The organism is Sinorhizobium sojae CCBAU 05684 (assembly GCF_002288525.1).
Classification (GTDB): Bacteria; Pseudomonadota; Alphaproteobacteria; order Rhizobiales; family Rhizobiaceae; genus Sinorhizobium; species Sinorhizobium sojae.
Window position 1 is genome coordinate 1 of record NZ_CP023067.1, and the last position, 26,991, is coordinate 26,991.

The 26,991-nt window shown below is 62.4% G+C and carries 27 protein-coding genes; 15 read left to right on the plus strand and 12 right to left on the minus strand.

The window, feature by feature from the left end:
• Positions 1 to 96 precede the first annotated feature (96 nt).
• From dnaA to SJ05684_RS00025, 5 genes are all read left to right on the plus strand, one after another.
• A complete protein-coding gene (gene dnaA / locus SJ05684_RS00005) occupies positions 97 to 1,539 on the plus strand; it encodes a chromosomal replication initiator protein DnaA (protein ID WP_034853741.1) in 1,443 nt (480 codons plus the stop codon).
• Between the two features lie 214 nt (positions 1,540 to 1,753).
• A complete protein-coding gene (locus SJ05684_RS00010; protein WP_034853716.1) occupies positions 1,754 to 2,128 on the plus strand; it encodes a YciI family protein in 375 nt (124 codons plus the stop codon).
• A complete protein-coding gene (locus SJ05684_RS00015; RefSeq protein ID WP_034853717.1) occupies positions 2,125 to 3,402 on the plus strand; it encodes an RNA polymerase sigma factor in 1,278 nt (425 codons plus the stop codon). The genes SJ05684_RS00010 and SJ05684_RS00015 overlap by 4 nt, the downstream gene beginning before the upstream one ends.
• A 160-nt stretch (positions 3,403 to 3,562) precedes the next feature.
• On the plus strand, positions 3,563 to 4,045 hold the full coding sequence (locus SJ05684_RS00020; protein WP_034853718.1) for an SRPBCC family protein: 483 nt from the start codon (positions 3,563 to 3,565) through the stop codon (positions 4,043 to 4,045).
• Positions 4,046 to 4,098: 53 nt separating this feature from the next.
• Positions 4,099 to 4,962 (plus strand): VOC family protein, encoded by an 864-nt coding sequence (locus tag SJ05684_RS00025; protein WP_034853719.1) that lies wholly within the window; start codon positions 4,099 to 4,101, stop codon positions 4,960 to 4,962.
• A gap of 8 nt (positions 4,963 to 4,970) precedes the next feature.
• Here SJ05684_RS00025 and hemW read toward each other — a convergent pair whose 3' ends face one another.
• The 4 genes from hemW to rph form a co-directional block, all read right to left on the minus strand.
• A complete protein-coding gene (hemW, locus tag SJ05684_RS00030) occupies positions 4,971 to 6,152 on the minus strand; it encodes a radical SAM family heme chaperone HemW (protein WP_034853743.1) in 1,182 nt (393 codons plus the stop codon).
• A gap of 10 nt (positions 6,153 to 6,162) precedes the next feature.
• Positions 6,163 to 6,807 (minus strand): RdgB/HAM1 family non-canonical purine NTP pyrophosphatase, encoded by a 645-nt coding sequence (gene rdgB, locus SJ05684_RS00035; protein WP_034853720.1) that lies wholly within the window; start codon positions 6,805 to 6,807, stop codon positions 6,163 to 6,165.
• Between the two features lie 20 nt (positions 6,808 to 6,827).
• Positions 6,828 to 7,244 carry a VOC family protein gene (locus tag SJ05684_RS00040; RefSeq protein ID WP_034853721.1) on the minus strand — a complete coding sequence of 139 codons (417 nt, stop codon included), beginning with the start codon at positions 7,242 to 7,244 and terminating at the stop codon, positions 6,828 to 6,830.
• 137 nt (positions 7,245 to 7,381) lie between these two features.
• A complete protein-coding gene (gene rph, locus SJ05684_RS00050) occupies positions 7,382 to 8,101 on the minus strand; it encodes a ribonuclease PH (protein ID WP_034853722.1) in 720 nt (239 codons plus the stop codon).
• Between the two features lie 157 nt (positions 8,102 to 8,258).
• Between rph and hrcA the strand changes: the two genes are divergently transcribed.
• Positions 8,259 to 9,338 carry a heat-inducible transcriptional repressor HrcA gene (gene hrcA, locus SJ05684_RS00055; protein ID WP_095694176.1) on the plus strand — a complete coding sequence of 360 codons (1,080 nt, stop codon included), beginning with the start codon at positions 8,259 to 8,261 and terminating at the stop codon, positions 9,336 to 9,338.
• Positions 9,339 to 9,543: 205 nt separating this feature from the next.
• On the plus strand, positions 9,544 to 10,161 hold the full coding sequence (gene grpE, locus SJ05684_RS00060; protein ID WP_034853724.1) for a nucleotide exchange factor GrpE: 618 nt from the start codon (positions 9,544 to 9,546) through the stop codon (positions 10,159 to 10,161).
• Positions 10,162 to 10,416: 255 nt separating this feature from the next.
• On the opposite strand, the gene ptsN is transcribed toward grpE, so the two are convergent.
• From ptsN to lptC, 6 genes are all read right to left on the minus strand, one after another.
• A complete protein-coding gene (gene ptsN / locus SJ05684_RS00065; RefSeq protein WP_034853725.1) occupies positions 10,417 to 10,881 on the minus strand; it encodes a PTS IIA-like nitrogen regulatory protein PtsN in 465 nt (154 codons plus the stop codon).
• A 170-nt stretch (positions 10,882 to 11,051) separates the two neighbouring features.
• Complete coding sequence (hpf, locus tag SJ05684_RS00070; RefSeq protein ID WP_095694177.1) at positions 11,052 to 11,618, minus strand: ribosome hibernation-promoting factor, HPF/YfiA family; 567 nt, start codon at positions 11,616 to 11,618, stop codon at positions 11,052 to 11,054.
• A gap of 270 nt (positions 11,619 to 11,888) precedes the next feature.
• Positions 11,889 to 13,448, minus strand: coding sequence for an RNA polymerase factor sigma-54 (rpoN, locus tag SJ05684_RS00075; RefSeq protein WP_034853748.1), 1,560 nt, complete (start codon positions 13,446 to 13,448; stop codon positions 11,889 to 11,891).
• A 143-nt stretch (positions 13,449 to 13,591) separates the two neighbouring features.
• Positions 13,592 to 14,404, minus strand: a complete 813-nt coding sequence (gene lptB / locus SJ05684_RS00080) for an LPS export ABC transporter ATP-binding protein (RefSeq protein ID WP_034853750.1) — start codon at positions 14,402 to 14,404, stop codon at positions 13,592 to 13,594.
• A 13-nt stretch (positions 14,405 to 14,417) separates the two neighbouring features.
• A complete protein-coding gene (locus tag SJ05684_RS00085) occupies positions 14,418 to 14,981 on the minus strand; it encodes an LptA/OstA family protein (RefSeq protein WP_034853751.1) in 564 nt (187 codons plus the stop codon).
• A gap of 14 nt (positions 14,982 to 14,995) precedes the next feature.
• Complete coding sequence (gene lptC, locus SJ05684_RS00090) at positions 14,996 to 15,667, minus strand: LPS export ABC transporter periplasmic protein LptC (protein WP_034853753.1); 672 nt, start codon at positions 15,665 to 15,667, stop codon at positions 14,996 to 14,998.
• A 257-nt stretch (positions 15,668 to 15,924) separates the two neighbouring features.
• Here lptC and sppA point away from each other — a divergent pair, with 257 nt between their 5' ends.
• The 3 genes from sppA (at position 15,925) to SJ05684_RS00105 (ending at position 17,759) form a co-directional block, all read left to right on the plus strand.
• Positions 15,925 to 16,884: a signal peptide peptidase SppA gene (sppA, locus tag SJ05684_RS00095; protein ID WP_034853755.1), complete on the plus strand. Its 960-nt coding sequence runs from the start codon at positions 15,925 to 15,927 to the stop codon at positions 16,882 to 16,884.
• Between the two features lie 111 nt (positions 16,885 to 16,995).
• Complete coding sequence (locus SJ05684_RS00100) at positions 16,996 to 17,298, plus strand: integration host factor subunit beta (RefSeq protein ID WP_034853796.1); 303 nt, start codon at positions 16,996 to 16,998, stop codon at positions 17,296 to 17,298.
• A gap of 119 nt (positions 17,299 to 17,417) precedes the next feature.
• The gene (locus SJ05684_RS00105; RefSeq protein WP_034853757.1) at positions 17,418 to 17,759 is read left to right on the plus strand and encodes a LapA family protein; all 342 of its coding nucleotides are present in this window, start codon (positions 17,418 to 17,420) and stop codon (positions 17,757 to 17,759) included.
• A 46-nt stretch (positions 17,760 to 17,805) separates the two neighbouring features.
• Here the strand turns inward: SJ05684_RS00105 and SJ05684_RS00110 are convergent, their stop codons facing one another.
• A complete protein-coding gene (locus SJ05684_RS00110) occupies positions 17,806 to 18,264 on the minus strand; it encodes an SRPBCC family protein (RefSeq protein ID WP_034853797.1) in 459 nt (152 codons plus the stop codon).
• 198 nt (positions 18,265 to 18,462) lie between these two features.
• Here SJ05684_RS00110 and SJ05684_RS00115 point away from each other — a divergent pair, with 198 nt between their 5' ends.
• From SJ05684_RS00115 to olsB, 5 genes are all read left to right on the plus strand, one after another.
• The gene (locus SJ05684_RS00115) at positions 18,463 to 19,596 is read left to right on the plus strand and encodes a class I SAM-dependent methyltransferase (RefSeq protein WP_034853758.1); all 1,134 of its coding nucleotides are present in this window, start codon (positions 18,463 to 18,465) and stop codon (positions 19,594 to 19,596) included.
• Positions 19,593 to 20,447 carry a TrmH family RNA methyltransferase gene (locus SJ05684_RS00120; protein ID WP_034853760.1) on the plus strand — a complete coding sequence of 285 codons (855 nt, stop codon included), beginning with the start codon at positions 19,593 to 19,595 and terminating at the stop codon, positions 20,445 to 20,447. Before SJ05684_RS00115 ends, SJ05684_RS00120 begins: the two co-directional genes overlap by 4 nt.
• On the plus strand, positions 20,447 to 20,947 hold the full coding sequence (lspA, locus tag SJ05684_RS00125) for a signal peptidase II (RefSeq protein ID WP_034853762.1): 501 nt from the start codon (positions 20,447 to 20,449) through the stop codon (positions 20,945 to 20,947). The genes SJ05684_RS00120 and lspA overlap by 1 nt, the downstream gene beginning before the upstream one ends.
• A 46-nt stretch (positions 20,948 to 20,993) precedes the next feature.
• A complete protein-coding gene (locus SJ05684_RS00130) occupies positions 20,994 to 23,165 on the plus strand; it encodes a hybrid sensor histidine kinase/response regulator (protein ID WP_034853764.1) in 2,172 nt (723 codons plus the stop codon).
• A 186-nt stretch (positions 23,166 to 23,351) separates the two neighbouring features.
• A complete protein-coding gene (olsB, locus tag SJ05684_RS00135; protein ID WP_034853766.1) occupies positions 23,352 to 24,233 on the plus strand; it encodes a l-ornithine N(alpha)-acyltransferase in 882 nt (293 codons plus the stop codon).
• A gap of 430 nt (positions 24,234 to 24,663) precedes the next feature.
• Here the strand turns inward: olsB and SJ05684_RS00140 are convergent, their stop codons facing one another.
• On the minus strand, positions 24,664 to 26,949 hold the full coding sequence (locus tag SJ05684_RS00140; protein ID WP_034853768.1) for an NADP-dependent malic enzyme: 2,286 nt from the start codon (positions 26,947 to 26,949) through the stop codon (positions 24,664 to 24,666).
• Positions 26,950 to 26,991: the final 42 nt, after the last annotated feature.

Here is a 26,991-nt window from a genome sequence, read left to right on the forward strand (position 1 = left end):
TTGGAAGGCGGCAACATGCAGATGAATTTGGCGACGGCACCTGAAGGAATTCAGGCCGGAAGCAATCAGTCTCAGGCGGCGGGGGAAAAACAGGGCATGCGGCATGACGCACTCTTCGAGCGGGTAAGTGCGCGTCTGAAAGCCCAGGTCGGTCCGGACGTCTTCGCCAGCTGGTTTGGGCGTCTCAAGCTTCACTCCGTATCGAAAAGCGTCGTGCGCCTGTCGGTGCCGACGACATTCCTTAAATCCTGGATCAACAACCGCTATCTCGACCTCATCACCAGCCTGTTCAAGCAGGAAGACGGCGAGATCCTGAAGGTGGAAATTCTTGTCCGCACGGCAACGCGCAGCCAGCGCTCGGCCGCTCATGAAGAAACGGCGCCCGCCGCAGCCGAACCGGCACCGGCGCCGGTCCGTCGTTCCGCGTCGGCGCAGCCGGTCGCCATCGCTGCCGCAGCGGCGGTCGCCGCCGCGCCGAAGTCCGCCCAGGCGCCGCTTTTCGGTTCGCCCCTCGATCAACGCTACAGTTTTGACAGTTTCGTCGAGGGCGCGTCGAACCGGGTTGCCCTTGCTGCCGCCCGCACCATCGCGGAGGCCGGCGCCGGTGCCGTCCGTTTCAATCCGCTGTTCATCCATTCGAGCGTTGGTCTCGGCAAGACGCACCTCCTCCAGGCGATTGCGCTTGCGGCGCTGCAGAGCGCGCGCGCACCGCGCGTCGTCTACCTGACGGCAGAATATTTCATGTGGCGTTTCGCAACCGCGATCCGCGACAACGACGCCCTTTCCCTAAAGGAATCGCTGCGTAACATTGATCTTCTGATCATCGACGACATGCAGTTCCTGCAGGGCAAGTCGATCCAGCACGAATTCTGCCATCTCCTGAATATGCTGCTCGACTCGGCCAAACAGGTGGTCGTGGCGGCCGACCGGGCCCCGTGGGAGCTGGAATCGCTCGACAGCCGCGTTCGCTCGCGCCTGCAGGGTGGCGTGGCGATCGAAATGGAAGGGCCGGACTACGAGATGCGGCTGGAGATGCTGAAGCTTCGCCTCGAGGCGGCGCGGCAGGACGATGCCTCGCTCGAGATTCCCCAGGATATCCTCTGCCACGTCGCGCGCAACATCACCGCGAGCGGCCGCGAGCTCGAGGGCGCCTTCAACCAGCTCCTCTTTCGCCGCTCCTTCGAGCCTCAGCTCTCGATCGAGCGCGTCGACGAACTGCTCGGTCACTTGGTCAATGCCGGCGAGCCGCGCCGTGTTCGCATCGAGGACATTCAACGCGTCGTCGCAAAGCACTACAATGTTTCGCGCCAGGAACTGGTGTCGAACCGCCGCACCCGCGTGATCGTCAAGCCGCGTCAGATCGCCATGTATCTGTCGAAGACGCTGACGCCACGCTCTTTCCCGGAGATCGGCCGCCGCTTCGGTGGCCGCGACCACACCACCGTGCTCCATGCGGTGCGCAAGATCGAAGAGATGATTGCCGGCGACACGAAGCTCAGCCACGAAATCGAACTCTTGAAGCGGCTGATCAACGAGTAGAACATGGGCATGTGAGCGGATACCGCTCCAACAAGTAAGCGCAATTTACAAGGGCCCGGTTTCGCCGGGCCTTTTGCTGGGCATGGGCTTGGGGCGGGGGCAACCTGTCTCGCAGGGAATTGCACCCGGAGCGCGCTCCAGACTTTTTTTTCACCTCACTTGTCGGCTATCACTGGGTTCTATTCGTCTTTCAGACCAGAGCGGAGAACTCTCGATGCTTTATGCGGTGCTTTGCTACAACGATGAAAATGTCACCAGTGCCTGGAGCAAGGAGGAGGACGACAGGGTCATGCGCGATCTGACCGCCGTCCAGAGCAAGTATGTCGATGCCGGCAAGCTTGGGCCGGTTGCGCGCCTGCTGCCGACAACGGCCGCGACGACCTTGCGCCACACGACCGGCGAGACGATCGTGATGGACGGTCCCTTTGCCGAAACCAAGGAGCAACTGCTCGGCTTCTATTTGATCGAGTGCGAGTCGCTCGATGAGGCTCTCACCTTCGCCCGCGACTTGAGTAGCGCCAATCCGAGCGCCGGTTCCTACGAGATCCGCCCCCTTGCTCTTTACAAACCCGGCGAGCTTCCATCATGACGGACACGGCCTGGATCGACCTCGCCCTCACTTCCGCGCGCCCGCAGGCGATGGGGGCGCTGCTTCGCTACTTCCGCAATCTCGACTTTGCGGAGGAGGCCTTCCAGGAGGCGTGCATCCGGGCCTTGAAGACCTGGCCGAAGAATGGCCCGCCGCGTGATCCGGCGGCCTGGCTGATCTTCGTCGGCCGCAACAGCGGCATCGACAAGGTCCGGCGCCAGGCGCGCGAGACGGCATTACCGCCGGAGGAGCAACTCTCCGATCTCGGCGACCGGGAAGAAGAGCTTGCCGAACGCCTCGACGGATCGCACTACCGCGACGACATCCTGCGGCTGCTCTTCGTCTGCAGCAATCCGGTCCTGCCGGCGACCCAGCAGATCGCGCTTGCGCTTCGCATCGTCTCCGGCCTTACCGTCAGACAGATCGCCCGCGCCTTTCTCGTCAGCGAGGCGGCGATGGAGCAGCGCATCACCCGCGCCAAGGCGCGTGTCGCGGCCGCGGGCATTCCCTTCGAAACGCCGGATGCCGCCGACCGCGCCGAGCGGCTCGCGGCCGTGGCAACGATGATCTATCTCGTCTTCAATGAAGGCTATTCGGCGATGAACGGCCCGGACGGGGTCTCCGCCGATCTCTGCGACGAGGCTATCCGATTGTCGCGATTGCTGCTCCGGCTGTTTCCCGCCGAGCCGGAGATCATGGGACTAACGGCGCTGCTTCTTCTTCAGCATTCGCGTGGCCGCGCCCGCTTCGATGCCGATGGTTCCCTCGTTCTTCTGGAGGACCAGGACCGTCGGCTCTGGAACAGGCAGATGATCGCGGAAGCACTGGCGATGATCGACAAGGCGATGCGCCATCGCCGCCCCGGACCGTACCAGATCCAGGCGGCGATCGCAGCCGTCCATGCCCGCGCCGAGCGGCCGGAGCTGACCGATTGGGAGGAGATCGATCTGCTCTACCAGGCGCTCGAACGGCTGCAGCCGTCGCCGGTTATCACGCTCAACCGTGCGGTCGCCGTGTCGAAGCGCGAGGGTGCCGAGGCGGCACTTACGATGGTCGAGCCTCTGGCTGAGAGGCTCTCCGGCTATTTCTATTTTCATGGCCTTCATGGTGCGCTGCTCAAGCAATTAGGGCGAAACCGCGAGGCTCGCGTCGCCTTCGACCGCGCGATTGCGCTTGCCACCAATGCCGCCGAGGCTGCCTATATCCGCAAGCAGCTCGACCACTTGGCGGACGATGCGGCCACTGCATGTCTCCGTAAATCGTTCCCGATTTAGGAAAAAAGCAGCAATTCTACCGCGACCCTTTCGCGTCCGTGGGACGCGCCGCGCTGTAAGCGCCCTGGCGGGAGAAAGAACGATAAAATTCACACACCCCTGTCGGGGGGCCGGCCTGTCCATTCGTCCTTGGATCGAAACCAGCCCGGAGGAATAGAAAATGACTGCCGCGACCGACATGAAGCCCGCCGACGAACGCGAACTGGTGCTGATCCGGTTGATCGACGCGCCGCGCGACAAGGTCTATCGCGCCTTCACCGACGCCGATCTCTTGAAGCAGTGGTTCGCACCCCTGCCGTGGACGATCACGGAAGCGGAGCTCGATGTCAGACCGGGCGGCACCAACCGTTTCGTCATGCGCTCCCCGGAGGGCGAGCTCTACCCCAATCAGGGCGTCTATCTCGAGGTCGTGCCGAATGAGAAGCTCGTCATCACCGACGCCTATACGGAAGCCTGGAAGCCTTCTGAAAAGCCCTTCATGACGGCGATCCTCACCTTCGAGGACGAAGGCGGCAAGACCCGCTACACGGCCCGTGCCCGCCACTGGAGCGCTGCGGATCGGGAGGCGCACGAAAAAATGGGCTTTCATGAGGGCTGGGGTCAATGCGCCGACCAGCTTGCGGCCCTCGTTGCGAGAGTTTGAGGCCGGGCCGGCTCGCCACGACTCCGGCTTTCATCAGGACGAGGAGAAGAACCATGTCCGATATCGGGAGCAGAACCGCCATCGCGGAGATTCGCGCGGTCATCGACGATTGGGTGTCGGCGATCTGCCGCAAGGATGCAGTTTGCGTTCTCGCCCATTGCAGCGAGGATTGCCTCATCTATTCGCTGGCGCCGCCGCTTAAGGCACCGGAAACAGGCGCCGAGGGGCTCGAGCGCTGGTTTGCCACCTGGAGCGGGCCGCTCGGCTATCAATTTCAGGACCTCGAGATCGTCGAGAGCGGCGATGTCGCCTTTGCCTTGGGCCTGGCCCATCTTTCCGGCGAGAGCCGGGACGGGGGAAAATCCACGCTCTGGTACCGACAGACGCTGGGCCTTAAGCGCATTGATGGGGCGTGGAAGATCGCACATCAGCACGAGTCCGTTCCGTTCTACATGGACGGAAGTCTGAAGGCGGCGGTCGATCTCGACCCAGGCTCCGCGGTCGAATGGGACGCGCCTTCGAAACCGCCTATGGCCGGCGTCATCGCCTATCTCACTGCGCAGGACGCGAATGCCGCCGCCGAATTCTATGGCCGCGCCTTCGGCGCCAGGGAGGAGGGCCGCAAATATGCCGGGGACGGCAAGCGCCTTATCCACTGCCACCTGACGATCAATGGCGGGGCGCTGATGCTGAATGACCCCTTGCCGGAATACGGCTATCCCTGGAAACCGCCGGAAGGCTTCGTCCTCCATCTCGTCGTCGACGATGGCAATTTCTGGTGGAAGCGTGCAGTTGCCGCCGGCGCGGAAGTGACGATGCCCCTGGAGATCGCCTTCTGGGGCGACTATTACGGCCAGCTTCGCGATCCCTTCGGCGTCAGTTGGGCCATCGTCGCGCCGGTGAAAAAGGACCACTGATCCCCCCGTCAGCAGGCGAGGTCGGCGACCACGGCATCCAGGATCAGCATGCCGGCCGGTGTGCAGCGCAGGCGCGAATTGCCGAGCCGCTCGATAAAGCCGTGCTCGATCAGGAACCGCTCGCGGGCGGGATCCGGATCCCGCCCGGAAAGCATCTGCCAGCGGGCGAGATCGACGCCTTCCCGGAGCCTCAGTCCCATGAGCAGCAACTCGTCGGCCTGCGCGTCGTGGTCAAGCAGTTCCCGTTCGGCGATGCCGTCGCCGTGTCCTTCGACACGCCTCAGCCATTCTTCGGGATTGCGCTCCGTTGCCGTCGCCATCTTTTCGGTGCCGACGGCGAGGCGTCCATGAGCGCCGGGGCCGATTCCAGCATAGTCACCGTAGCGCCAGTAGGTGAGATTGTGGCGGCTTTCCGCGCCCGGCCGCGCATGGTTGGAGACCTCGTAGGCCGGCATCCCGATCGCTGCAGTGATCTCCTGCGTCGCCTCGTAAAGCACGGCCGATTGCTCGCCGTCCGGGACGATCAGCTTGCCCGCCTTGTGCAGTCCGAAGAAGGGTGTGCCCTCCTCGATGGTGAGCTGATAGAGCGAAAGGTGATCGACGGCGTAGGAGACGGCCTCCTTCAATTCGCGCTCCCAGTCCGTGACCGTCTGGTTCGGTCGAGCATAGATCAGGTCGAAGGACATGCGCGGGAAGATCTCGCGCGCGAGCCTTACCGCCTTCAGCGCATCCTCGACATTGTGCAGCCGCCCGAGGAATTTCAGGTCGCGGTCGTTCAGCGCCTGGACGCCGAGCGAGACGCGGTTGACGCCGGCCGCCCGATAGCCGTGGAAGCGGGTTGCCTCGACGCTCGAAGGGTTGGCTTCCATGGTGATCTCGATGCCGTCCGGCATGTGCCAATTGCGGGCGACGCCATCGAGGATCGCCTGGACCGTCGCCGGCTCCATCAATGACGGCGTGCCGCCGCCCATGAAGATGCTGGTCACGGTCCTGGGACCGGAAAGCGCTCGAACAGCCGCCATTTCCTCAAGGAAGGCGGCGACGAAGCGCTGCTGGTCCACCGGCTGGTGGCGGACATGGCTGTTGAAGTCGCAATAAGGGCATTTGGCCGCGCAAAACGGCCAGTGCACATAGACGCCGAATCCCGGGTCCATGCCATCACCGATCGCCGAGAGCGGAGCCGCTTGCATCGTTTTCATCTCAGGCGCCGAGGCAGGTCTCGGCAAATAGCTTGAAGGCGCGGGCGCGGTGCGACAATGCCTCGGCGTCGCCCGGATTCCAGCCGTGCTTCTCTTCCGCGCTCATCTCCCCGAAGGTGGTATCGAAGCCCTTCGGCTGGAAGACCGGATCATAGCCGAAGCCGCTCGCCCCGCGGGGCGGCCAGACGACACGGCCCTCCACCTCACCGCGGAAGAGCTCGACATGTCCGTCCGGCCAGGCCAGGCAGAGCACGGATACGAAGCGCGCTGTGCGGCTTTCGGGCTCTGTCGCACCTTTTTCCCGAAGCGCCTTCTCGACTTTCTCCATCGCCATTGCAAAGTCGCGGCTGCCGTCTTCGCGTTCGGCCCAATTGGCGGTATAGACGCCGGGCGCCCCGCCAAGGGAGTCGATGACGAGGCCGGAATCGTCCGACAGCGCCGGCAGGCCCGAGGCTTTCGCCGAGGCGAGTGCCTTGATCGTCGCATTTTCCTCGAACGTCGTGCCGGTTTCCTTGGGCTCGACGAAATTGAGGTCGGCTGCCGATTTCGCCTCGAAGCCGAGGGGACCGATCAAATCGCGGATTTCGCGGATCTTGCCGGCATTGTGGCTCGCGACCACAAGGGTCTTGTCAACCAGTTTGCGCATGCTGTTCACTTCCGTTCGGGTCAATTTCTGGCCCAGAGGCCAGGTTCCGCGCATTCGAGGCTATTGCCGGCCGGATCGCGGAAATAAAATGAGCGAGCGCCGTTCGGCCAGCGGATATCCGCTTCGATTGCGATACCGACTGACTCGAGCGTCGCCTTCCAGGCGTCGAGCGCTTGCGGCGCGACACGGAAGCACATGTGGCCGTTGCCCTTCGCGCCGTGCGGCGGCACGGGAAGCGCGCCCTCGGCGGGCGGCTTTACGGTCTCCGTCGGATTGAAGATCAAGAGCACTCCGTCGCCGCAGCGGAAGAACACATGGCGGTTGCCGACACGGGTGATGCGCTCAAGCCCGAGGATGGTACCGTAGAAGGCCTCCGCGCTGTCGAGATCGTCTGCGTAGAGTGCGGTTTCGAGAATACCTTCGAGCGCTGGAGCCAATGACACGCCTCCTCATCAATGCACGGCTATTGCATGTCTCCCTAAATCGACCTCGATTTAAGCACGACATGCAGCAATTCAAAGTGCTACAGCGACCTTTCCGCGTCTGATAAGACGCGAGGCGCTGGACCTGATCCTCAGCCGGCGATCGCCTGTTTCTGCAGCCCTACGAGCTCGGCAATGCCGTCTTTTGCAAGCCGCATCAGAGTAGCGAACTCTTCCTCGGTGAAGGGCTTGCCCTCGGCCGTTCCCTGGATCTCGACCAGGCCGCCGCCGCCGGTCATCACGAAATTGGCGTCGGTTTCGGCAGCCGAGTCCTCGATGTAATCGAGATCGATGACCGGCTGGTTGGCGAAGATGCCGCAGGATATGGCGGCGACATGGTCCTTCAGAACCTTCTCCACCTTGATCATGTTGCGCGCTTCCATCCACCTCAGACAGTCGTGCAGCGCGATCCAGGCGCCGGTGATCGAAGCAGTCCGCGTGCCGCCATCCGCTTGGATAACGTCGCAGTCGATCGAAATCTGGCGCTCGCCAAGGGCCGGCAGGTCGACCACCGCGCGAAGCGACCGGCCGATCAGGCGCTGGATCTCCTGCGTGCGGCCGCTCTGCTTGCCGGCCGCCGCTTCGCGCTTCATGCGCTCGCCGGTCGCCCGCGGCAGCATGCCGTATTCCGCCGTGATCCACCCCTTGCCGCCATTGCGCAACCAGGCGGGAACCTTATCTTCGAGGCTTGCCGTACACAGGACATGCGTGTCGCCGAAACGCACGAGGCACGAGCCCTCCGCATGCTTGGAAAAATTGCGCTCGAAGGAAACCTTGCGCATTTGGTCGGTTCGTCTGCCGGATGGCCGCATCTCTTGCTCCTGTACTACCTTGCTCAGCCTTCTAGATCATGGCGCGGTCAAAGGGAACCGGTTGATGTCGGGGAAGCGAGGCGATTTTTCCCTTTTGCCATCGGATCGGAGCATCACTATATTCGCACGGAAACCAATGACTGCTACACGGAGTGACATGGTACAGCGCAACCCTGAAAAGAAGGGGATCGCATCGACGCTGGACGAACGCTCCGGCGAGATTTTCCGCCGCATCGTGGAGACTTATCTCGAAAGCGGCGAACCGCTCGGTTCACGCAATCTGTCGCGGCTTCTGCCGATGTCGCTCTCGCCGGCTTCCGTGCGCAACGTCATGAGCGATCTCGAGGATCTCGGACTCATCTATTCGCCTCATGTCAGCGCCGGACGGCTGCCGACCCAGACGGGCTTACGCTTCTTCGTCGATGCCTTCATGCAGGTCGGCAGGCTCTCCCCGGAAGACCAAGCCTCGATCGAGCGGCAGGTGCGCCCGGGCGACCGCGACCAGCCGGTGGAGAGCCTGCTTACGGAAGCGAGCCAGATGCTCTCCGGCATGTCCCGCGGCGCTGGGCTCGTGATCACGACGAAGAGCGATCCGGTGCTGAAGCACGTCGAATTCATCCGCCTGGCGCCGACCAAGGCGCTCGCCGTCCTCGTCGGCGAGCACGACCAGGTGGAGAACCGGATCGTTGAACTGCCGGCCGGGATCACGAGCGCGCAACTCACCGAAGCCGCAAACTTCGTCAATGCCCATCTTGCCGGCCAGACCATCCCCGAATTGCGATCGCAGTTGGAAAAGCTCAAGGAGACGGTGCGCGGCGAGCTCGATGCGCTGTCGCAGGATCTGGTCGAACGCGGGCTGGCGATCTGGTCGGGCAGCGAGGGTGACGGTAAGCCGGCGCGCCTCATCGTGCGCGGGCGTGCCAATCTGCTCGAGGGTGTGGAAGGCGGCGAGGACATCGACCGGCTGCGCATGCTGTTCGACGACCTCGAAAAGAAGGACAGCCTGATCGAACTGCTCGAGCTCGCCGAAAGCGGTCCGGGCGTGCGCATCTTCATAGGCTCGGAGAACAAGCTTTTCTCGCTTTCCGGATCGTCGCTGATCGTCGCGCCCTATCGCGACGGAGACGACCGCATCGTCGGCGCGGTCGGCGTTATCGGGCCGACAAGGCTCAACTATTCGCGCATCGTCCCCATGGTGGATTACACGGCGCAACTGATGTCGCGGCTGTCTCGCTGAACCTGTGCGTTGCTCGATCAGCCAATTGGACCCTTGATTTTTCGGGCTCAAACCTCGATATCGGCTTCGAACCCACTGCATCATCCTTAGACGGATTCTTGATTTGAGGACAAATCATGCAGCGTTTCAGAACGTTCAAGCAGAGCGATTTCCGCTGGTTTGATGATGCCGAAGAGATGACAAGAGAAGAAATTCGGAGAACGTCATGACCGACGAAACGAACAAGTACGGATCTGGGGCCGAGGCGCCGGATGAAAACGTGAAGGCCGCTGAGCCGGAAGCGACGGAAAAACCGGAAGCAGCGGCCGCGCCAGATCCGCTGGAGCTCGCCAAGGCGGAGAATGCGGAGCTACGTGACAAGTATCTTCGTCTTGCCGCCGAGATGGACAATCTGCGCAGGCGAACCGAGCGTGATGTCAGGGATGCCAAGTCCTATTCTGTCGCGGGCTTCGCGCGCGACATGCTGGCCGTGTCCGACAATCTCCGCCGCGCCCTCGACGCCATTCCCGCGGATGCAAGGGAATCGGCGGATGCGGGCCTTGCCGCGCTGATCGAGGGCGTCGAGATGACCGAGCGCTCCATGCTGGCCGCGCTTGAGCGCCATGGCGTGAAGAGGCTCGATCCCACCGGGCAGAAGTTCGATCCGAATTTCCACCAGGCGATGTTCGAGGTCCCCAATACCGAGGTTCCGAACAACACCGTCGTGCAGGTCGTCCAGGCGGGCTACACGATCGGCGAACGCGTGCTCCGTCCCGCAATGGTCGGCGTCGCCAAGGGCGGTCCGAAGGTGGCTCCGAGCGAAAACGAGACGCCGGCGGCCTAACGAAGGACGCATGACGCTGCAACGCGTGCTGGAAAGAGCGCGGCTGAAGGGCCAGACTTCAAGACTTCGAAGCGCCGCGCATCCCGGATGCGCGGCGCTTTTCGTCTCATGCGTCGCAGTGCCTCGGGAGAGCCATGTCAGGGCGATGCGCGCTCAGCCCGCCTCATCCAATTGCGGAACGTCGGGAAGAGATTTGCCGCTATTGCCGCCAACGGGAGCGTGTTGGTCGCGGTACAGGCTTTGCCCGTGGCGGCCTCAGGCGGCGTGCGAGGTCGTGTCCTCGTTGAGAAGCGTGTAGATGGCGCTTGCGGAATCGCTCGCCCGCAGCCGTGTGACCATGTCATGGTCGCGCAGCACGCGTGCAATGCGCGATAGCGCCTTCAGGTGGTCGGCGCCGGCGCCCTCCGGCGCAAGCAGCAGGAACACGAGATCGACGGGCTGGTCGTCGAGCGCCTCGAAATCGACCGGCGTCTCGAGCCGGGCGAAAATGCCGACGAGCGAGGAGAGATCGGCAAGCTTTCCATGCGGAATGGCGATGCCGTTGCCCACGCCCGTAGAGCCGAGCCGCTCCCGCTGCAGGATTACATCGAAAATTTCCCGCTCGGGAAGACCGGTGAGTTTGGATGCTTTGGCCGCCAATTCCTGGAGGAGTTGCTTTTTCGAGTTGGCCCTCATGGCCGGGATGATCGCATTTTGATGCAGCAAGCCTGCCAATGCCATTCTTCTGTCCTCATTCGCCGGTAGAGCCAGGCAACTTCATCACAAATGTGCAGCAATGGCTCTAACCATCTTTGTCCCGGCGGGTCCCATTCACAGAAAAGTAACTCTTTTCCACCACACCGTCGGCGCTTTCGGCGGGAAGGCCGGTTCGCCCGGCCGTCCCGCCCTGCTCATGCCTTGATATTGGCTGCGTCGATCCAGCCAATATTTCCATCGTTCCTGCGATAGACGATATTCAGGTCTTCCTTTCCGGGGCTGCGGAACATCAGCACCGGTTCGTCCGTCATATCGAGTGCCATGACGGCATTAGCGACGGTCATCGTTCTCAGTTGCTTCATGCTTTCGGCAACGATCGTCGGCGCGTAGTCCTCGGGAACTTCCTCGTCTTCAAACGGCACCGAGTCCATCACCCGATAGGCAATCTCTGCCTGGCCGTTGCCGTTGTGGTGATCCTTGAGCTTACGCTTGTAGCGGCGAAGCCGTTTTTCGATGCGCTCCGAAGCCGCATCGAAAGCCGCCTGTGGCTCGTTCGCCTGGCCGTTCGCCTGCAATATCACGCCTGTATCGAGATGAAGTTTGCAGTCGGCGCTGAAGCGCGACCCGGATTTTTCCACAGTGACCTGGCTCGAATATCCTCCGTCGAAATATTTGGTGACGGCCTGGCGTATCTGCTCGCCAATGCGCGAGCGAAACGAATCGCCTATTTCCATATGTTTTCCGGATACACGCACACTCATGGAGTTTCCTCTCTCGTTCGTGAATTGCGTATCCAGTCTATTCCAACCGTCTTCGTCATCCAAGCATTTCAGCGAGCACGATGGGCTTTCCGGAGTGCGGTTGGTGTTCTCCGGAAATTGCGGCGGCCTCATATCCGCTGCGACGCAGGGAGTCAATCGCGACCGCGAAAATAAACGGTGAAGGAGCGCTTGCGGTTCCATGTGTCGGTTGCAAATGACTGATTACTTTTGAGTACGATTTGGCGCCGAATGTAGTGCGTAATGCACGGGTCAGAAGCCGGCGGCCTTGGCGAGCGCGCGCTTTTCGCGCCGCCGCTGCACGGAAGAGGGGATATTCATCGACTCGCGATATTTGGCAACGGTCCGGCGCGCGATGTCCACGCCGGTCTTCTTGAGCAGATCGACGATATCGTCGTCCGAAAGCACGGCGTCGGCGCTTTCCTCGTTGATCATTGTGCGGATGCGATGGCGAACCGACTCCGCCGAGTGGGCGTCGCCGTTTTCCGCCGAACCGATGGAGACGGTGAAGAAATACTTCAATTCGAACAGGCCGCGCGGAGTCAGCACGTACTTGTTCGAGGTGACGCGACTCACCGTCGATTCATGCATCTTGATTGCGTCGGCGACTATCCTGAGGTTCATCGGCCGCAGGTGATCGACGCCGTTCAGAAGGAAAGAGTCCTGCTGCCGAACGATCTCGCTCGCCACCTTTATGATCGTCCGCGCTCGCTGGTCGAGGCTGCGCGTCAGCCAATTAGCGTTCTGCAGGCATTCGCTGAGAAAGGCCTGTTCGGCGCTGTTTTTCAGGCTTCCGCGCGAGATTTTGGCAAAATAGTCGTGATTTACGAGAACGCGCGGTAATGCGTCGGGATTGAGTTCGACCAGCCAGCCGCCGTCAGGGGAGGCGCGCACGACGACATCAGGGATGATCGCTTCGGTGATGCCCGTCTCGAAGCCCGTGCCCGGCTTCGGGTCGAGTTTGCGGATTTCGGCGAGCATGTCGACGAGATCCTCCTCGTCGACCCCGCAGAGCTTCTTGAGGCTTGCGAAGTCGCGGCGCGCCAGAAGTTCGAGATTGGCGATCAGCGCTTCCATGGCCGGATCGAGACGGTTGCGCGCCCGCAATTGGATGGCAAGGCATTCGCTGAGCGAACGCGCGAAGACGCCGGGCGGGTCCAGTTGCTGTAGCGCAAGAAGGACGCGTGTAACGTCCTCTGTCATTGCGCCGAGCCTCGTCGCAGTCTCTGCCAGATCGGCATGCAGATAGCCCGCTTCGTCGAGCTGGTCGATGAGATGCTGGGCGATCAGGCGGTCGCCGGGCGCGCTCAGCGCAAAAGGAAGCTGTTCGAGGAGGGTTTGCCGCAAAGTCGCCCGGCCCGCGACGAAATCGTCAAGGTCGTATCCTTCGCCATTGTCGCCGTCGCCCGCCCCTGGCATCGATTTCCATTGGCCGAGCAGTTCCGGAGCGTCGGCGCGCTGCGCCACCGTGTCGTCTGGAAAAACATTGGCGAAATCGGAGTCGAGCTCGACGCTGAGCCTCTCGCTCGAGCGTGAGGTGGCGCTGTCGTAGAGGTCTGCCTGGCCCGTTGCTTCTTCTTCGAAACCGTCAGAGCGGTCGGCGGCAGGCGACGCGGCCTCGCCGCGGTCCTGGTCGACGAGCGCTTCCTCGCCGGCCTGAAATTCAAGCAGCGGATTCTTCTCGACTTCCTGGGCGATGAATTGCGTCAGCTCAAGATGCGTCATCTGAAGCAGTTGGATCGACTGCATCAGTTGCGGCGTCATGACCAGCGACTGAGACTGCCGCAAATGTAGGCTGGCGGACAAGGCCATGCTGACGCGCTGCTCCCGTCAATTTTCCAGGGCCCATGTCTTCTCCGGACGGGCCATTATCGTTTGGCCCAAAAATTGCTTAATACTTGGATTTGGTCAAGCGCCGCGGCGCCTAGGGCGGCCGAAATCGTCGTCCGCGGGGATCAGAGGCTGAAATTGTCGCCGAGATACAGCCTGCGCACGTCCGGATTGGTGACGATGTCGTTGGCCCGGCCATGCGTCAGCACTTCGCCCGCATGGATGATGTAAGCGCGGTCGATCAGCCCAAGCGTTTCCCGCACATTGTGGTCGGTGATGAGAACGCCGATGCCGCGCGAGGTGAGATGGCGCACAAGGGCCTGGATGTCGGCGACCGAAATCGGATCGACGCCGGCGAAGGGCTCGTCGAGCAGCATGAAGGTCGGATCCGTCGCAAGCGCGCGGGCGATTTCCAGGCGCCGCCTTTCGCCGCCGGAAAGCGCAATCGCCGGCGATTTGCGCAGGTGCGTGATCGAAAATTCACCAAGTAGTTCGTCGAGCTTCTCCTCGCGGCGGTCGACATTCTTGTCATGGACCTCGAGCACGGCGCGGATGTTCTCCTCGACCGTCAGCCCGCGAAAGATCGAAGCCTCCTGCGGCAGGTAGCCGACGCCAAGGCGCGCGCGGCGATACATCGGCATGCTCGTGACGTTATTGCCGTTGATCTCGATCGAGCCTTCGTCGACGGGTACGAGCCCGGTTATCATGTAGAAGCACGTGGTCTTGCCAGCGCCGTTTGGCCCGAGCAGACCAACCGCCTCGCCGCGGCGCACGACGAGCGAAACGCCGTTGACGACACGGCGCGAGCGATAGGACTTGGTCAGGCCGCGGGCGATCAGTGTGCCCTCATAGCGCGCCTTATCGACCGTCCGCGCAGCTACGGTTGCCGCCGACGGCTTCTTTGCCCGTTTGCGTTTGTGAAAAAAGGGGAACTGCACGAGCGGGTCTATATCAATTCTGCTTGCGGGACTGCGGGTCGAGCTGAATCTGCACGCGGCCTCCGCAGGCCTCGAGCTGAGCCTCACCCGTATCCATCTGCACGTTCAGCTGGCAGCCGACGAAGACGTTCTTACCCTCAGACAGCACCACTCGATCGCCCTTGAGCACCAGTTCTTGCGTCGTGAGGTTGACAGAGCCGCTGTCGCCCGTCGCCTGCTGCGTGCCGGAACTGAGAAATACGCGGTCGCTCACCTCGATCCGGTCTATATCGGCATTGCCGCTCGTGACAGTGGCACCGCCTTCAGCCTTGTAGAAAACGGTCATGCTGCCGGCCTGCAGTGTCGTCGTGCCCTGAACGACCTTCACATTGCCGGTAAAGATCGCCTTGCTCTCCGGATCCTTGATCTCGAGCTTGTCACTCTCGATCTGGATCGGCTGGTCGTTGGACAGCTGCATGCCCCGCATCTGGCTGGACGTGGCCTGGGCAGCTGCGCCGGAGACGATCGCCAAGGCGCCGATGGCGGCAGCCGCGAGACCGGCGGAAAGCTTGAAGAAAACGGTAGATCTCGCCGACATGGGAGCACCCGGTCCTATTTATTTGCGTTCTTGCGGATGGCGCTGGGTTCGACGTTGACCCGTACCATGCCCTCGAATGTTACGATACGACCCTTATCTGTCATTCTCAGCGTCTGCGCAATGATCGATCCACCGTTCATGCTGATCGCGATCGGCCGTTTCGATTCCATCTCACCGGCATTGATGTCCAGATAGGCCGACTGGAAATCGGCATTGACGCCATTATTCAGGGAAATGGTGAAGGGTGCGTTCATGTCGAGCGTGTTCGCGCCCCGGTCGTATATGCCGCTTCTCGCGTCGACGGTCGCGATCAGCGTGTCGTTGACCGGCATGGCGGCGTGAATGTTCTGGAGCGTGATGAGATCCGGGTTCTCGATGTCCTGGAGCGCGCGCTGAGCCTTCATCGAATAGCTGATGCCCTGCTTGTTACGGCCGGAGATCGCCGGATTCTGCATGACGATCTTGCCGTCCTCTATCGTTGCGGTATCGAGCGTCAATTCCTCGGGCAGAAAAGCGCGCACGAAGGAAACCGCCATGAAGATCAGGGCGATGGCACCGGCGAGGAGCGGCAGAACGATCTTCAGTCGCCGCACACGCGCGGAGTGCCGCGCCGCCGATGCATAGGCATCGCCGGTGGCTGCGCCCGAATTGCCGAAGATTTCGGGAAATCGCGCTTCGTTCAGCATGAAAGGCCGTCAAACTCCATTGGGTCTCGGCAATGCCCCAGTGACCCGCTTTTATTCAGTGTCGTAAGTCACGGCGAATATGGTTCTTTTGTTGCTGTCCGGCAATGGAGCGACAAAAACTTTGAAACGCCGCGCGAAGCGCCGGCCGGGCTTGCAAGTGCCGCCGACAGCAGGCATCTAGCCTGTCGCGGTTCGCGCAGATAGCATGTTACTGAGGAAACTGACAGAACCCTTGCAGAGGAAATCGGGAGATAGATATGGACGAACTCGCCATCGCCGATCGCCGCCGCCTGCGACGAAAGCTGAGCTTCTGGCGCTGGGCGACCGCCATCGTTCTTCTGTTCGTCGGCTTTGCGCTGTTTACCTATTCCGGTCTGGGCGAGACGGGGGGGCGCGCCCGCGACCACGTGGCACGCGTTACCATAACGGGCGTCATCCAGGACGACCGGGAACTGGTCGAGCGTCTCGAGAGGATCGCCGACAGCAAATCCGCCAAGGCCCTGATCGTCACGATTTCATCGCCGGGCGGCACCACCTATGGCGGTGAAGTGATCTACCGGGCCATCCGCAAGGTCGCGGCCAAAAAGCCGGTGGTCTCCGATCTCAGGACGCTGGCCGCTTCCGCCGGCTACATGATCGCGCTCGCCGGCGATCGTATAGTCGCCGGCGAGACCTCGATCACCGGCTCGATCGGCGTCATCTTCCAATATCCGCAGATCATGGAGCTGATGGACAAGCTCGGCGTATCGCTGGAGTCGATCAAATCACGTCCGCTCAAGGCCGAACCGTCTCCGTTCCATCCGCCGAGCGACGAGGCGAGGGCGATGATCCAGAGGATGATCAACGACAGCTACGACTGGTTCGTCGATCTGGTCGCCGAACGGCGCCAGCTGTCGCGACCGGAAGCGTTCGCGCTTGCGGATGGCCGCATATTCACGGGCCGGCAGGCGCTTGAGTACAAGCTTGTCGACGAGATCGGCGGGGATGAAGAGATCAGGGCCTTCCTGGCCGAGCGCAAGGTGTCGGAGGATCTGCCCGTCGTCGATTGGCGAGCGCCGGGCGGCACCTTCTCGTTCGGGCTCGCGGGACTCGCCACCGATCTCCTCAAGATATTGGGATATGAGGCTTTTCCGGCGATGAACGGCCTCGAAAAGCTCGGCGGAGACAAGTTGTTTCTTGACGGTCTTGTTTCGGTTTGGCAGGTTGAAGCTCAATGAGGAAGGCGAAATATGCTGGCCTGCGCGAGGGGGGCTGTATCCCGCAGGTTGGACCGGGCCTTCGAACGGCACCAATCGGACAGAACAAGCAAAAAGACGAAGGGGGCGACAGTGATCAAGTCAGAACTGGTGCAGATTGTGGCTGCGCGCAATCCGCATCTCTATCATCGCGACGTCGAAAACATCGTCAATGCGGTCCTCGACGAGATCACGGATGCGCTTGCCGCCGGCAACCGCGTCGAGCTGCGCGGCTTCGGCGCTTTCTCGGTCAAGAACCGCCCGTCCCGTTCGGGCCGCAACCCGCGCACCGGCGATGCCGTTTTCGTCGAGGAAAAGTGGGTGCCCTTCTTCAAGACCGGCAAGGAGCTGCGCGAGCGGCTCAACCCCGGAATGAACGGCAAGGACGAGGCTTGACGAGCGATCCTGCGCGTCTTGCGTGTTAAGCAGCGCTCAAGAAGCGGGGCTGAGGCAAAACTGCGTGCCGCGGTCCGCCGGCATGCTCCATCTAATCGCAATCGAGTCGGAGCGGGTGAATGCTCAAGAAACTCATCAACATCGTCGTTTTCGTGCCTTTGGGGGTCATTCTCGTCATCCTGAGCGTCGCCAACCGCCAGACTGTGACCTTGGCACTCAATCCGTTCGATCCGGCCGACAGCGTGCTTTCCGTCTCAGCTCCCTTTTTCGTGTTCCTGTTTCTCGCCGCCATTGTCGGTCTGATCCTCGGGGCCGCCGTCACCTGGTTCACCCAGGGGAAACACCGCCGTCGCGCGCGCAACGAGGCCAATGAGGCCCAAAAGTGGCATAGAGAGGCCGAAAAGCAGCGCAGCGAGGCCGAAAAACTGGCGCAGACGACGCTGCCGGCGCCGCAGAACTGAGCGCCGCCCCGCTGTACATTTTGAACTGCTGCATGGCTGTGGCGCGTCAGCCCGCCGCTTCGCTCGGGTCGCTGACGGCCACGTTGAGATTCGTGAAGAACTGCTGCGCGAGTTTCTTGGCTGTCGAATCGATCAGCCGCGATCCGAGTTGGGCGAGCTTGCCGCCGACCTCGGCCTTGACGTCATAACGCAGCACCGTCTCGTCGTTTTCCTCATTGAGCGTGACATCGGCACCCCCCTTAGCAAAGCCGGCCATGCCGCCCTTGCCTTCGCCTGATATCCTATAGCTCAGGGGCGGGTTCAGATTGGAGAGCGTGACATGGCCATTGAACGTCGCCGAGACGGGGCCGATTTTGACTTTGACGATGGCGGCGAGTTCCGTCGGCGATTTCATTTCGAGCGACTGGCAGCCCGGAATGCACCGCTTCAGAATATCCGGGTCGTTCAAGCCTCGCCACACGGTCTCGCGGCTGGCCGCAATACGTTCCTCTCCTGTCATCTCCATGACCATCGCCTCCCTTTTTGCTCGCGGGGCAGGGGTGGAAAGTTGAACACGCCTTACCTCGTCCCGCTTTCACGCGATCTTCGCAAATCGGAAACGGCTTTGCCAAGAGCATTTCCCGGTGCTATTGCACCAACGAGCATGTCGCGCGCCCGATAAGCGGATGCGCCGGGTAGTTGAATAGGGTTCAAGGGTAAGCGCGTGAAGGAAAAGGATCGGAGATCAAAGAACGCTTCGGTCACCGCGGCAAAGGGCCGGGGGGCCGAGGCGCGCGGCGGTCGCCAGGAACTGCGACATCCGCCCGCGAGGAACGCCGGTCCGAAGGGCAAGGCGGGTGGACCGCCGGCCGGAAAGGCTCTGCTGGAAAAGGCGGGGCGGCCGGAGGCGCAGCCCGCGCGTCCGGTCAAGTCGAGACAAGGCGACAAGCCGGCCGAAACCGTGCCGCTTATACTAGAGACCGCGGCGGCTGCCGGTTATCACCTGATCGACAGCGGCAACGGGGAAAAGCTCGAGCAGTACGGTCCCTATCGCATCGTCCGACCGGAGGCACAGGCGCTGTGGCCAAAGTCATTGCCTGCGGCCGTGTGGAACGAGGCGGATGCCATCTTCACCGGCGACACGGACGAGGACGGCATGGGGCGCTGGCGCTTTCCCCGCGAGGTGCTCGGGGAAACCTGGCCGATGCAGCTTCTCGATACGGATTTCCTCGGCCGTTTCACCTCGTTCCGGCATGTCGGTGTCTTTCCAGAACAACTTGCCCATTGGTCCTGGGTGCGGGACCAGGTGGCCTCGGCCGACCGACCGCTGAAGGTTCTCAATCTCTTCGGCTATACCGGGGTAGCCTCGCTGGTCGCCGCCAAGGCGGGCGCGGAGGTCACCCATGTCGACGCCTCCAAAAAAGCGATCGGCTGGGCACGGGAAAACCAGGCGGTGGCGCGCGCCGAAAGGCTGCCGATCCGCTGGATCTGCGACGACGCGATGAAGTTCATCCAGCGCGAGGAGCGCCGCGGCAGCCGCTACGACATCGTCCTGACCGACCCGCCGAAGTTCGGCCGCGGCCCGAATGGCGAGGTCTGGCAGCTCTTCGACCACCTGCCTGCAATGCTGGACATCTGCCGGGAGATACTCTCCGACGGGGCGCGCGGTCTCGTGCTGACGGCCTATTCGATTCGGGCAAGCTTCTATTCGATCCACGAACTGATGCGCGAGACGATGCGTGGGCGCGGCGGCCGGGTGGAATCGGGCGAGCTCATCATCCGCGAGGGCGGCCTCGATGGCGCGAGCCCAGGCAGGGCGCTTTCCACGTCGCTCTTCAGCCGCTGGGTACCGAAATGAACAAAGAGAGAAACGATCACGGCCAGCGTGTCGGCCAGGTGAAGGAGGTCACAAGCCTCGTTAACCCGGTCATCAAAGATATCCGGGCGCTTTCGCACAAGAAGCATCGCGACGAGACGCATGCCTTCATGGCGGAAGGGCTGAAGCTGGTGATCGACGCACTCGATCTCGGCTGGAAGATCAAGACGCTCGTCTACGCCAAGGCAGCCAAGGGCAAGCCACAGGTCGAGCAGGTTGCGGCCAGGACCGTCGCAAAGGGCGGGCTTGTCCTCGAAGTGAGCGAGAAGGTGATTTCAACGATCACCCGGCGCGACAATCCGCAGATGGTGGTCGGCATCTTCGAGCAGCGCTACCGGGCTCTGAAGGACATCCAGCCGCAGGAAGGCGAGACCTACGTGGCCCTCGACCGCGTGCGCGATCCCGGCAATCTCGGCACGATCATCCGCACCGCGGACGCCGCCGGTGCTTCCGGCGTCATATTGGTGGGCGAGACCACCGATCCGTTTTCTCTCGAAACCGTGCGCGCGACGATGGGCTCTGTTTTCGCCATGCCGATCACGCGGGCGAGCGCGGAGGACTTCGTCAAGTGGCAGAAGTCGGCGGGTGTCCGCGTCGTGGCGACGCATCTCGCAGGCTCGGTCGATTACCGCACGATCGACTATCGGTCGAGGCCGGTCGTCCTGCTGATGGGCAACGAGCAGGCAGGCCTGCCGGTGGAGCTTGCGCGCGAGGCCGGCGCACTCGCCCGGATTCCGCAGGCGGGGCGCGCGGATTCGCTCAATCTCGCCATTGCCACCGGCATCATGCTGTTCGAGGCGCGCCGGCACCTCCTATCCCTGGACGGAGCATGATGAGCGGACACCAAACCCTGTTTTCCCGGCCTTTGCCGATCACGCTCTTCATCGTCATTGCGGTTGCCGCCGACCAGCTGCTCAAATATTTGGTCGAGGCCTTCCTCCCCTTTCAGCAGGCGGTGCCGGTCATGCCGCTGCTCGCGCTTTACCGCACCTACAATTACGGTGTCGCCTTTTCGATGCTTTCCGGCATGGAGGGTTGGTTCATCGTCGGCATGCGCCTGGCCGTCGTCGCCTTCGTCCTTTGGCTTTGGCGTCGTACGCCGAAGGATCGCTTCTTCGCCCATCTCGGCTACGCGATGATCATTGCCGGCGCGCTCGGCAATCTGGTGGACCGGCTGCTGTTCGGCTATGTCATCGACTATATCCTGTTCCACACGGACAGCTGGTCTTTCGCCGTCTTCAACCTCGCGGACAGCTTTATCACCATCGGTGCTGGCGCGATCATTCTTGACGAGCTGCTGCAGGCGAAAAGAGACCGCTCGCTAAAACTTTAGCGATGCGCTGAAGCCATTCGGAAGTCTTGCGCTGCTAGGTTGAGGCATGAGCAATCCTTCACGATTTGAACAGCGGATCAGGATCACGGCCCGTGGCGGCGCGCCGTCCGCCATTCGCATTCTCTGCGCCTGCGCAGGTGTGTTGGCCGCACTTGCCGTTCTCACGATCGGCCTCAGCGTCAATCTTCATCTCTTGCCGGCGATTGCGGCCATCGGCGGTCTGTCTGGCGCCTTCCTGCTGCTTTCCCGCGAAAACGAGCCCCGATGGGAAATGGCGGCGTGGAACGAGACTGGCGTGCCGGAAACCCCGGCCTTGCTTTCGACCATCCATGACGCACTCGGAGATATCGCCATCGTCCGCGGCATGGACGGCAGGATTGTGCAGGCGAATGGCGTTTTTCATCAGGTCCTGCAGCGCCCCGATGTGAAAGGACACACCTGCGCCTCCCTTGGCCTGACCTTCGAGCCGAAGCCGGATCCCGATCATTTTCTCGTGCGCCTGACAGCGGCGGACGGGGAGCGTCTCTACGACTGGCATGACGTGATCGTGCGCGAGCCGGGCCGGGGGCGGCTGTTGCGACACAGCATTGCCCGCGACGTGACGGAGGAAGCGAGGACGGCGCGCGAAAGGGAGGAGGCGCGCCACCGCGCCGAGGAGGCGAGCCAGGCGAAATCGCGACTGCTTGCCACCGTAACGCATGAGATCCGCACCCCGCTGTCCGGCATTCTCGGCATGAGCCACCTGCTCGGCCAGACGGAACTTTCGGCCGAGCAGAGAAACTATCTTGCCGACATGCAGCAATCCGGCCATGCGCTGGTGCAACTGGTCGAGGACCTGATCGACTTCTCCTCGCTTTCCGCCGGGCGGTTCCAGTTGCACCCATCCCGCCACGATCTCCGCCTGGTGATCGAAAACGTCGTGGAAATGCTTTCCCACCGGGCGCATGAGAAAGGCATCGAGATCGGCGCGACCGTTGCGTCGGACGTGCCCGCCTCGATGATCTTTGACGCGGCGCGGCTGCGACAGGTGCTCTTCAACGTCGTCGGCAATGCCGTGAAATTCACGCAAACCGGCGGCGTTTTCGTCTCTGCGGACATGGCCGAAGGCATGCTGCGAGTCCGGATCGACGATAGCGGGCCGGGCATGTCGGAGGACGAGGTTGCCCGCGTTTTCGAGGAGTTCGAGCAGGCCGGCGACGAGGCCCAGCGCGCCAAGGGAACCGGTCTCGGCCTGGCGATCTCGCGGCGGATCATGGAAGCGTTCGGGGGCTGCCTGACGGCATCGAGCGCAGCCGGAAAGGGAAGTCGATTCGAGTTGCGCTTCCCGATGGAAGGCGCCGAGCCCTCCTCGCCGATCCGGAACGGCGTGCTCGCCGGCGCGCATGTCCTGGTCATGGCTCCCCAAGGCCCGGCATCGGCTGCGCTTGCCGCGACCATCGAAACGCTCGGCGGTTCATGTCATCGCGCCCCGACGCTCGATGCAGCCCGAGTCGTCGTTGCGAACGTGCTCGACAATCGCCTGTCATTGACCGCCGTAATCGTCGACCATCGCCGGGCGGATGCATTCCGAGAACTGCTTTCGCTTCAGCCGGCGCTCGATCGCCTCAGGCTGCGAAGAATATACCTCATCAATCCGGAAGAGCGCAGCAGCCATCCGGTGCATCGCCTGGGCGGCTACGAGGCATGGCTGATTCGGCCGTTGCGCGAAAAATCGCTGGTGGAGGTGCTGCTCGGTCGCCTGAGGGGGATCGAAAGCCGGGACGCGATCACCGACAACAGGCCGGTGCTCCGGGAAACGCCGGCGACGGCCGAGGCTCCTAAAGCCAACCAGCACGTCATCCTGGCCGAGGACGATCCGGTCAATGCATTGATGCTGCGAACGATCCTCACGCGCAATGGCCATGCCGTGCAGCACGTCGCGGATTTTCCGGCGCTTGAAGCCGCTCTGCATGAGCCCGGTGCCAAGAGGCCAGCGCTCGTCGTCACGGATCTCAACATGCCGGGCGGCGATCTCTCTGCCACTCTGAGACAGCTACGCGAAGGAGCCGCTTTCGAGGACCTGCGTCGGCTTCCCGTCCTTGTGCTGACGTCCGACGGCCGCGGCGATCTTCACAAGAGCCTCATCGCCGCGGGTGCCGACGCGGTGCTGACGAAGCCCGCCGAACCGGAGCGGGTCCTCGCCGAAGTCGCACGGCTCATCGAGGCCGGCAAGGCCTAAGCAGGGTCCGAAGGTGTCACGCGGGTTTCCAATCAGGACCCGCCTCGATACAAGGAGTTAAGTGGACGAAGCGTCGGCCTGCCAACACGAGGCCGCCTAGGGCTTGCCCACCAACCCTGTGTCACTATCTTGTTGCACAAACGTGTTCTAAGCCCGGCAGAAACTGACGATTCGGGGTGACACGGAATGACGATCGAGCTTTTGGAATCGACAGGCGTGGTAGAGACTTCGCAAGCTTGCCTCCGCAAGACGATTGCCGTCCCGACGACGGACGTCCTCGGTCGCATCGCCAATCTCGAGACGAGGCTTGCTCGCTCCGCCTCCGAGGTCGATGCGGCACAGGCGGTGCGCTACAGGGTCTTCGTCGAGGAGATGAAGGCGCAGGTCGCACCGGAAGCCGACTTGCACAAGCGCGATGTGGATAGCTGGGACGCGGTCTGCGATCATCTGCTCGTGCTCGACACTTCGATCGAAGGCGATCCGGAAGAGCAGATCGTCGGCACCTATCGCCTGCTGCGCCAGGATGTCGCCGAGCGGACCGGCGGTTTCTATTCCGCTTCGGAGTTCGCGATCGACACGCTGCTCGCGCGCCACCCCGGCAAACGCTTCATGGAACTCGGCCGCTCCTGCGTCCTGCCGGAATATCGCACCAGGCGTACGGTCGAGCTGCTCTGGCAGGGCAATTGGGCCTATGCGCTGAGGCATGGCGTCGATGCGATGTTCGGCTGCGGCTCCTTTCCGGGCGCCGTTCCCGAGGAGCACGCGCTTGCCCTTTCCTTCCTGCACCACAATGTTCTCGCCCGGGACGATTGGGCGGTCGCCGCGCGGCCCGAGCTTCACCGCACGATGGACCTGATGCCGTCCGAGGCGATCAATCCGAAGAAGGCACTGGCGGCCCTGCCGCCGCTCATCAAGGGCTATATGCGGCTCGGCGCCATGGTCGGCGACGGTGCGGTGGTCGATCACGCCTTCCGCACGACGGATGTACTGATCGTTCTGCCGATCAGCAATATTTCTGGCCGTTATCTCAATTACTATGGCGCTGACGCGGGACGCTTTGCCTCCTGACGTATTTTCTGCGGATTTACGTGTTCGGCTCCGGGCGAATGGCGAGAGCGATCAGCAAATCACAGCCTCCGCGCAACCGGCTATCTCCGGTCGGTTTTCTACGAAGCAGAAATAGTATTAACCAGTTGTTAAGGATGTATTTGACTTTCAACCTCGAAAGAGGGAAGTGTATCCCCGTGGTTGGGCCGAATTTCATAAAGCGAAAGTGTAAAACAGAAGGGAAAGATCGCAAGACTCGACTCGAGGGGCGGAGTCGCGATGAATTCCCTCTCATTTTCATAACGTAAGAAGCGGACCTCCCATGATATATTGAGCCCACTTCCGTTGCGGCCGAAGTGGGCTCTTATTTTTGGGGGTAGGCTGTGCCGTTACTGTGCAATCGCTCGGATCGTCTTGAGACAGCTGCGGTATCGTCCCGAAACGATCCAGTTCACGTGCCGGCGTTATAAGCCGCGATCGCCGCCATATTGACGACGTCCGAATCTTTTGCCGACATCGATACGATCTGCACGGACTTGTCGAGGCCGACGAGCAGCGGGCCGATAACGGTCGAGCCGCCGAGTTCCTGGAGCATCTTGGTCGAGATGGAGGCCGAGTGAAAGGCGGGCATCACCAGCACGTTGGCGGTGCCGGAGAGGCGGCAGAACGGATATTGCTCCATCACCCGGCCGTTGAGCGCGACGTCGGCCGCCATCTCGCCGTCATATTCGAAATCGACGCGGCGCCTGTCGAGGATCTTCACGGCCTCGCGCACCCGTTCGGAGCGCTCGCCGGAGGGGTGGCCGAAGGTCGAATAGGCGAGCATGGCGACGCGGGGCATGTAGCCCAGTCGCTTGGCGAGCCCGGCGGCCTCCTCGGCGATGTCCGCCAGTTCCTCGGCAGTCGGCATATCGTGCACCGCCGTGTCTGCAACGAGCACCGTGCGGCCTCGGCAGAGCGCGATCGATACGCCGATGACCCGGTGGCCGGGCTTGGCGTCGATGCAGCGGCGCACGTCCTCGAGCGCCGTCGAATAATTGCGCGTCAATCCGGTGACCATACCGTCCGCGTCGTCGAGCGCCACCATCGAGGCGGCAAAATGGTTGCGGTCGTTGTTGATCAACCGCTGCACGTCGCGAAAAAGGTAGCCCTTGCGCTGCAGTCTCGCATAGAGGAAGTCCGTATAGGCGCCGACGCGCTTCGACAGCCGGGCATTGACGATTTGAATGCCGGGCCGGTCGAGGTCGATGCCTTCCCGTTCGGCGGTTTCGCGCATCTGCTCTTCGCGCCCGAGCAGGATGGCGGTGCCCAGCTGCTGGTTGGCATAGGCGATGGCCGAGCGCATCATCTGCACTTCCTCGCCTTCGGCAAAGACGATGCGCTTAGGCTGGCGGCGGACGCGTTCGTAGATGCGCTGCAGGGTCGAGGCGATCGGATCGCGTCGGGCGGAGAGCTGCTGTCCGTAGGCGTCCATATCCGCGATCGGCTTGCGGGCGACGCCCGTTTCCATGGCCGCCTTCGCGACCGCCATCGGGATGGCCGAAATGAGGCGCGGGTCGAAGGGCACCGGGATGATGTATTGCGGTCCGAAGCGCGGCCGATTGCCCTGGTATGCTGCGGCGACATCGTCCGGCACGTCCTCCTTGGCAAGGCGCGCGAGCGCTTCCGCCGCGGCGATCTTCATCGCATCGTTGATCGTCGAGGCGCGCACGTCGAGCGCGCCCCGGAAAATATAGGGAAAGCCGAGGACATTGTTGACCTGGTTGGGATAATCCGACCGACCCGTCGCAACGATGGCGTCGTCACGAATTTGGGCGACTTCTTCCGGCGTGATTTCCGGATCTGGGTTGGCCATCGCGAAGATGATCGGCTTCTCCGCCATCGAGCGCACCATTTCCGGCGAAAGCGCGCCCTTTGCCGAAAGGCCGAAGAAAACATCGGCCCCCTTGACCGCCTCGGCCAGCGTCCGCGCCTTGGTCTCGACCGCATGCGCCGATTTCCACTGGTTCATGCCGTCGGTCCGGCCCTTGTAGATCGTGCCCTTGGTGTCACAGAGAATGATGTTGTTCGGGGCGAAACCCATTGCCTTGATGAGTTCGATGCAGGCGATTGCCGCGGCGCCCGCCCCGTTGCAGACGAGCTTCGTCGTCTTGAAGTCCCGGCCGGTCAATGTCAGCGCGTTGATGAGGCCGGCGGCGGCGATGATCGCGGTGCCGTGCTGGTCATCGTGGAAGACCGGGATATCCATCACCTCGCGCAGCCGCTGCTCGATGATGAAGCAGTCCGGCGCCTTGATATCCTCGAGATTGATGCCGCCGAACGAAGGGCCGAGGAAGCGCACGCAGTTGACGAATTCATCGACATTTTCCGTGTCGACCTCGAGATCGATCGAATCGACGTCGGCGAAGCGCTTGAAGAGGACGGACTTGCCCTCCATGACCGGCTTGGAGGCGAGCGCGCCGAGATTGCCGAGGCCGAGGATTGCCGTGCCGTTGGAAATCACCGCAACCATGTTGCCGCGCGCGGTATAGTCGTAGGCCGTCTGCGGATCCTCGGCGATCGCCTTGACCGGAACGGCCACGCCTGGCGAGTAGGCGAGCGACAGGTCGCGCTGGGTCGCCATCGGCTTCGTCGGAGAGATCTCCAGCTTTCCGGGGCGCCCCTGGGAGTGAAAATCGAGCGCCTCCTGGGCGGTAACGCTCGTCATCGCGCGATCGGACTTGTCGGTAGCCGGCATGTTTCCTCAACCTCCTGTGGGCGACCCTCCTGGTCAGCCTCT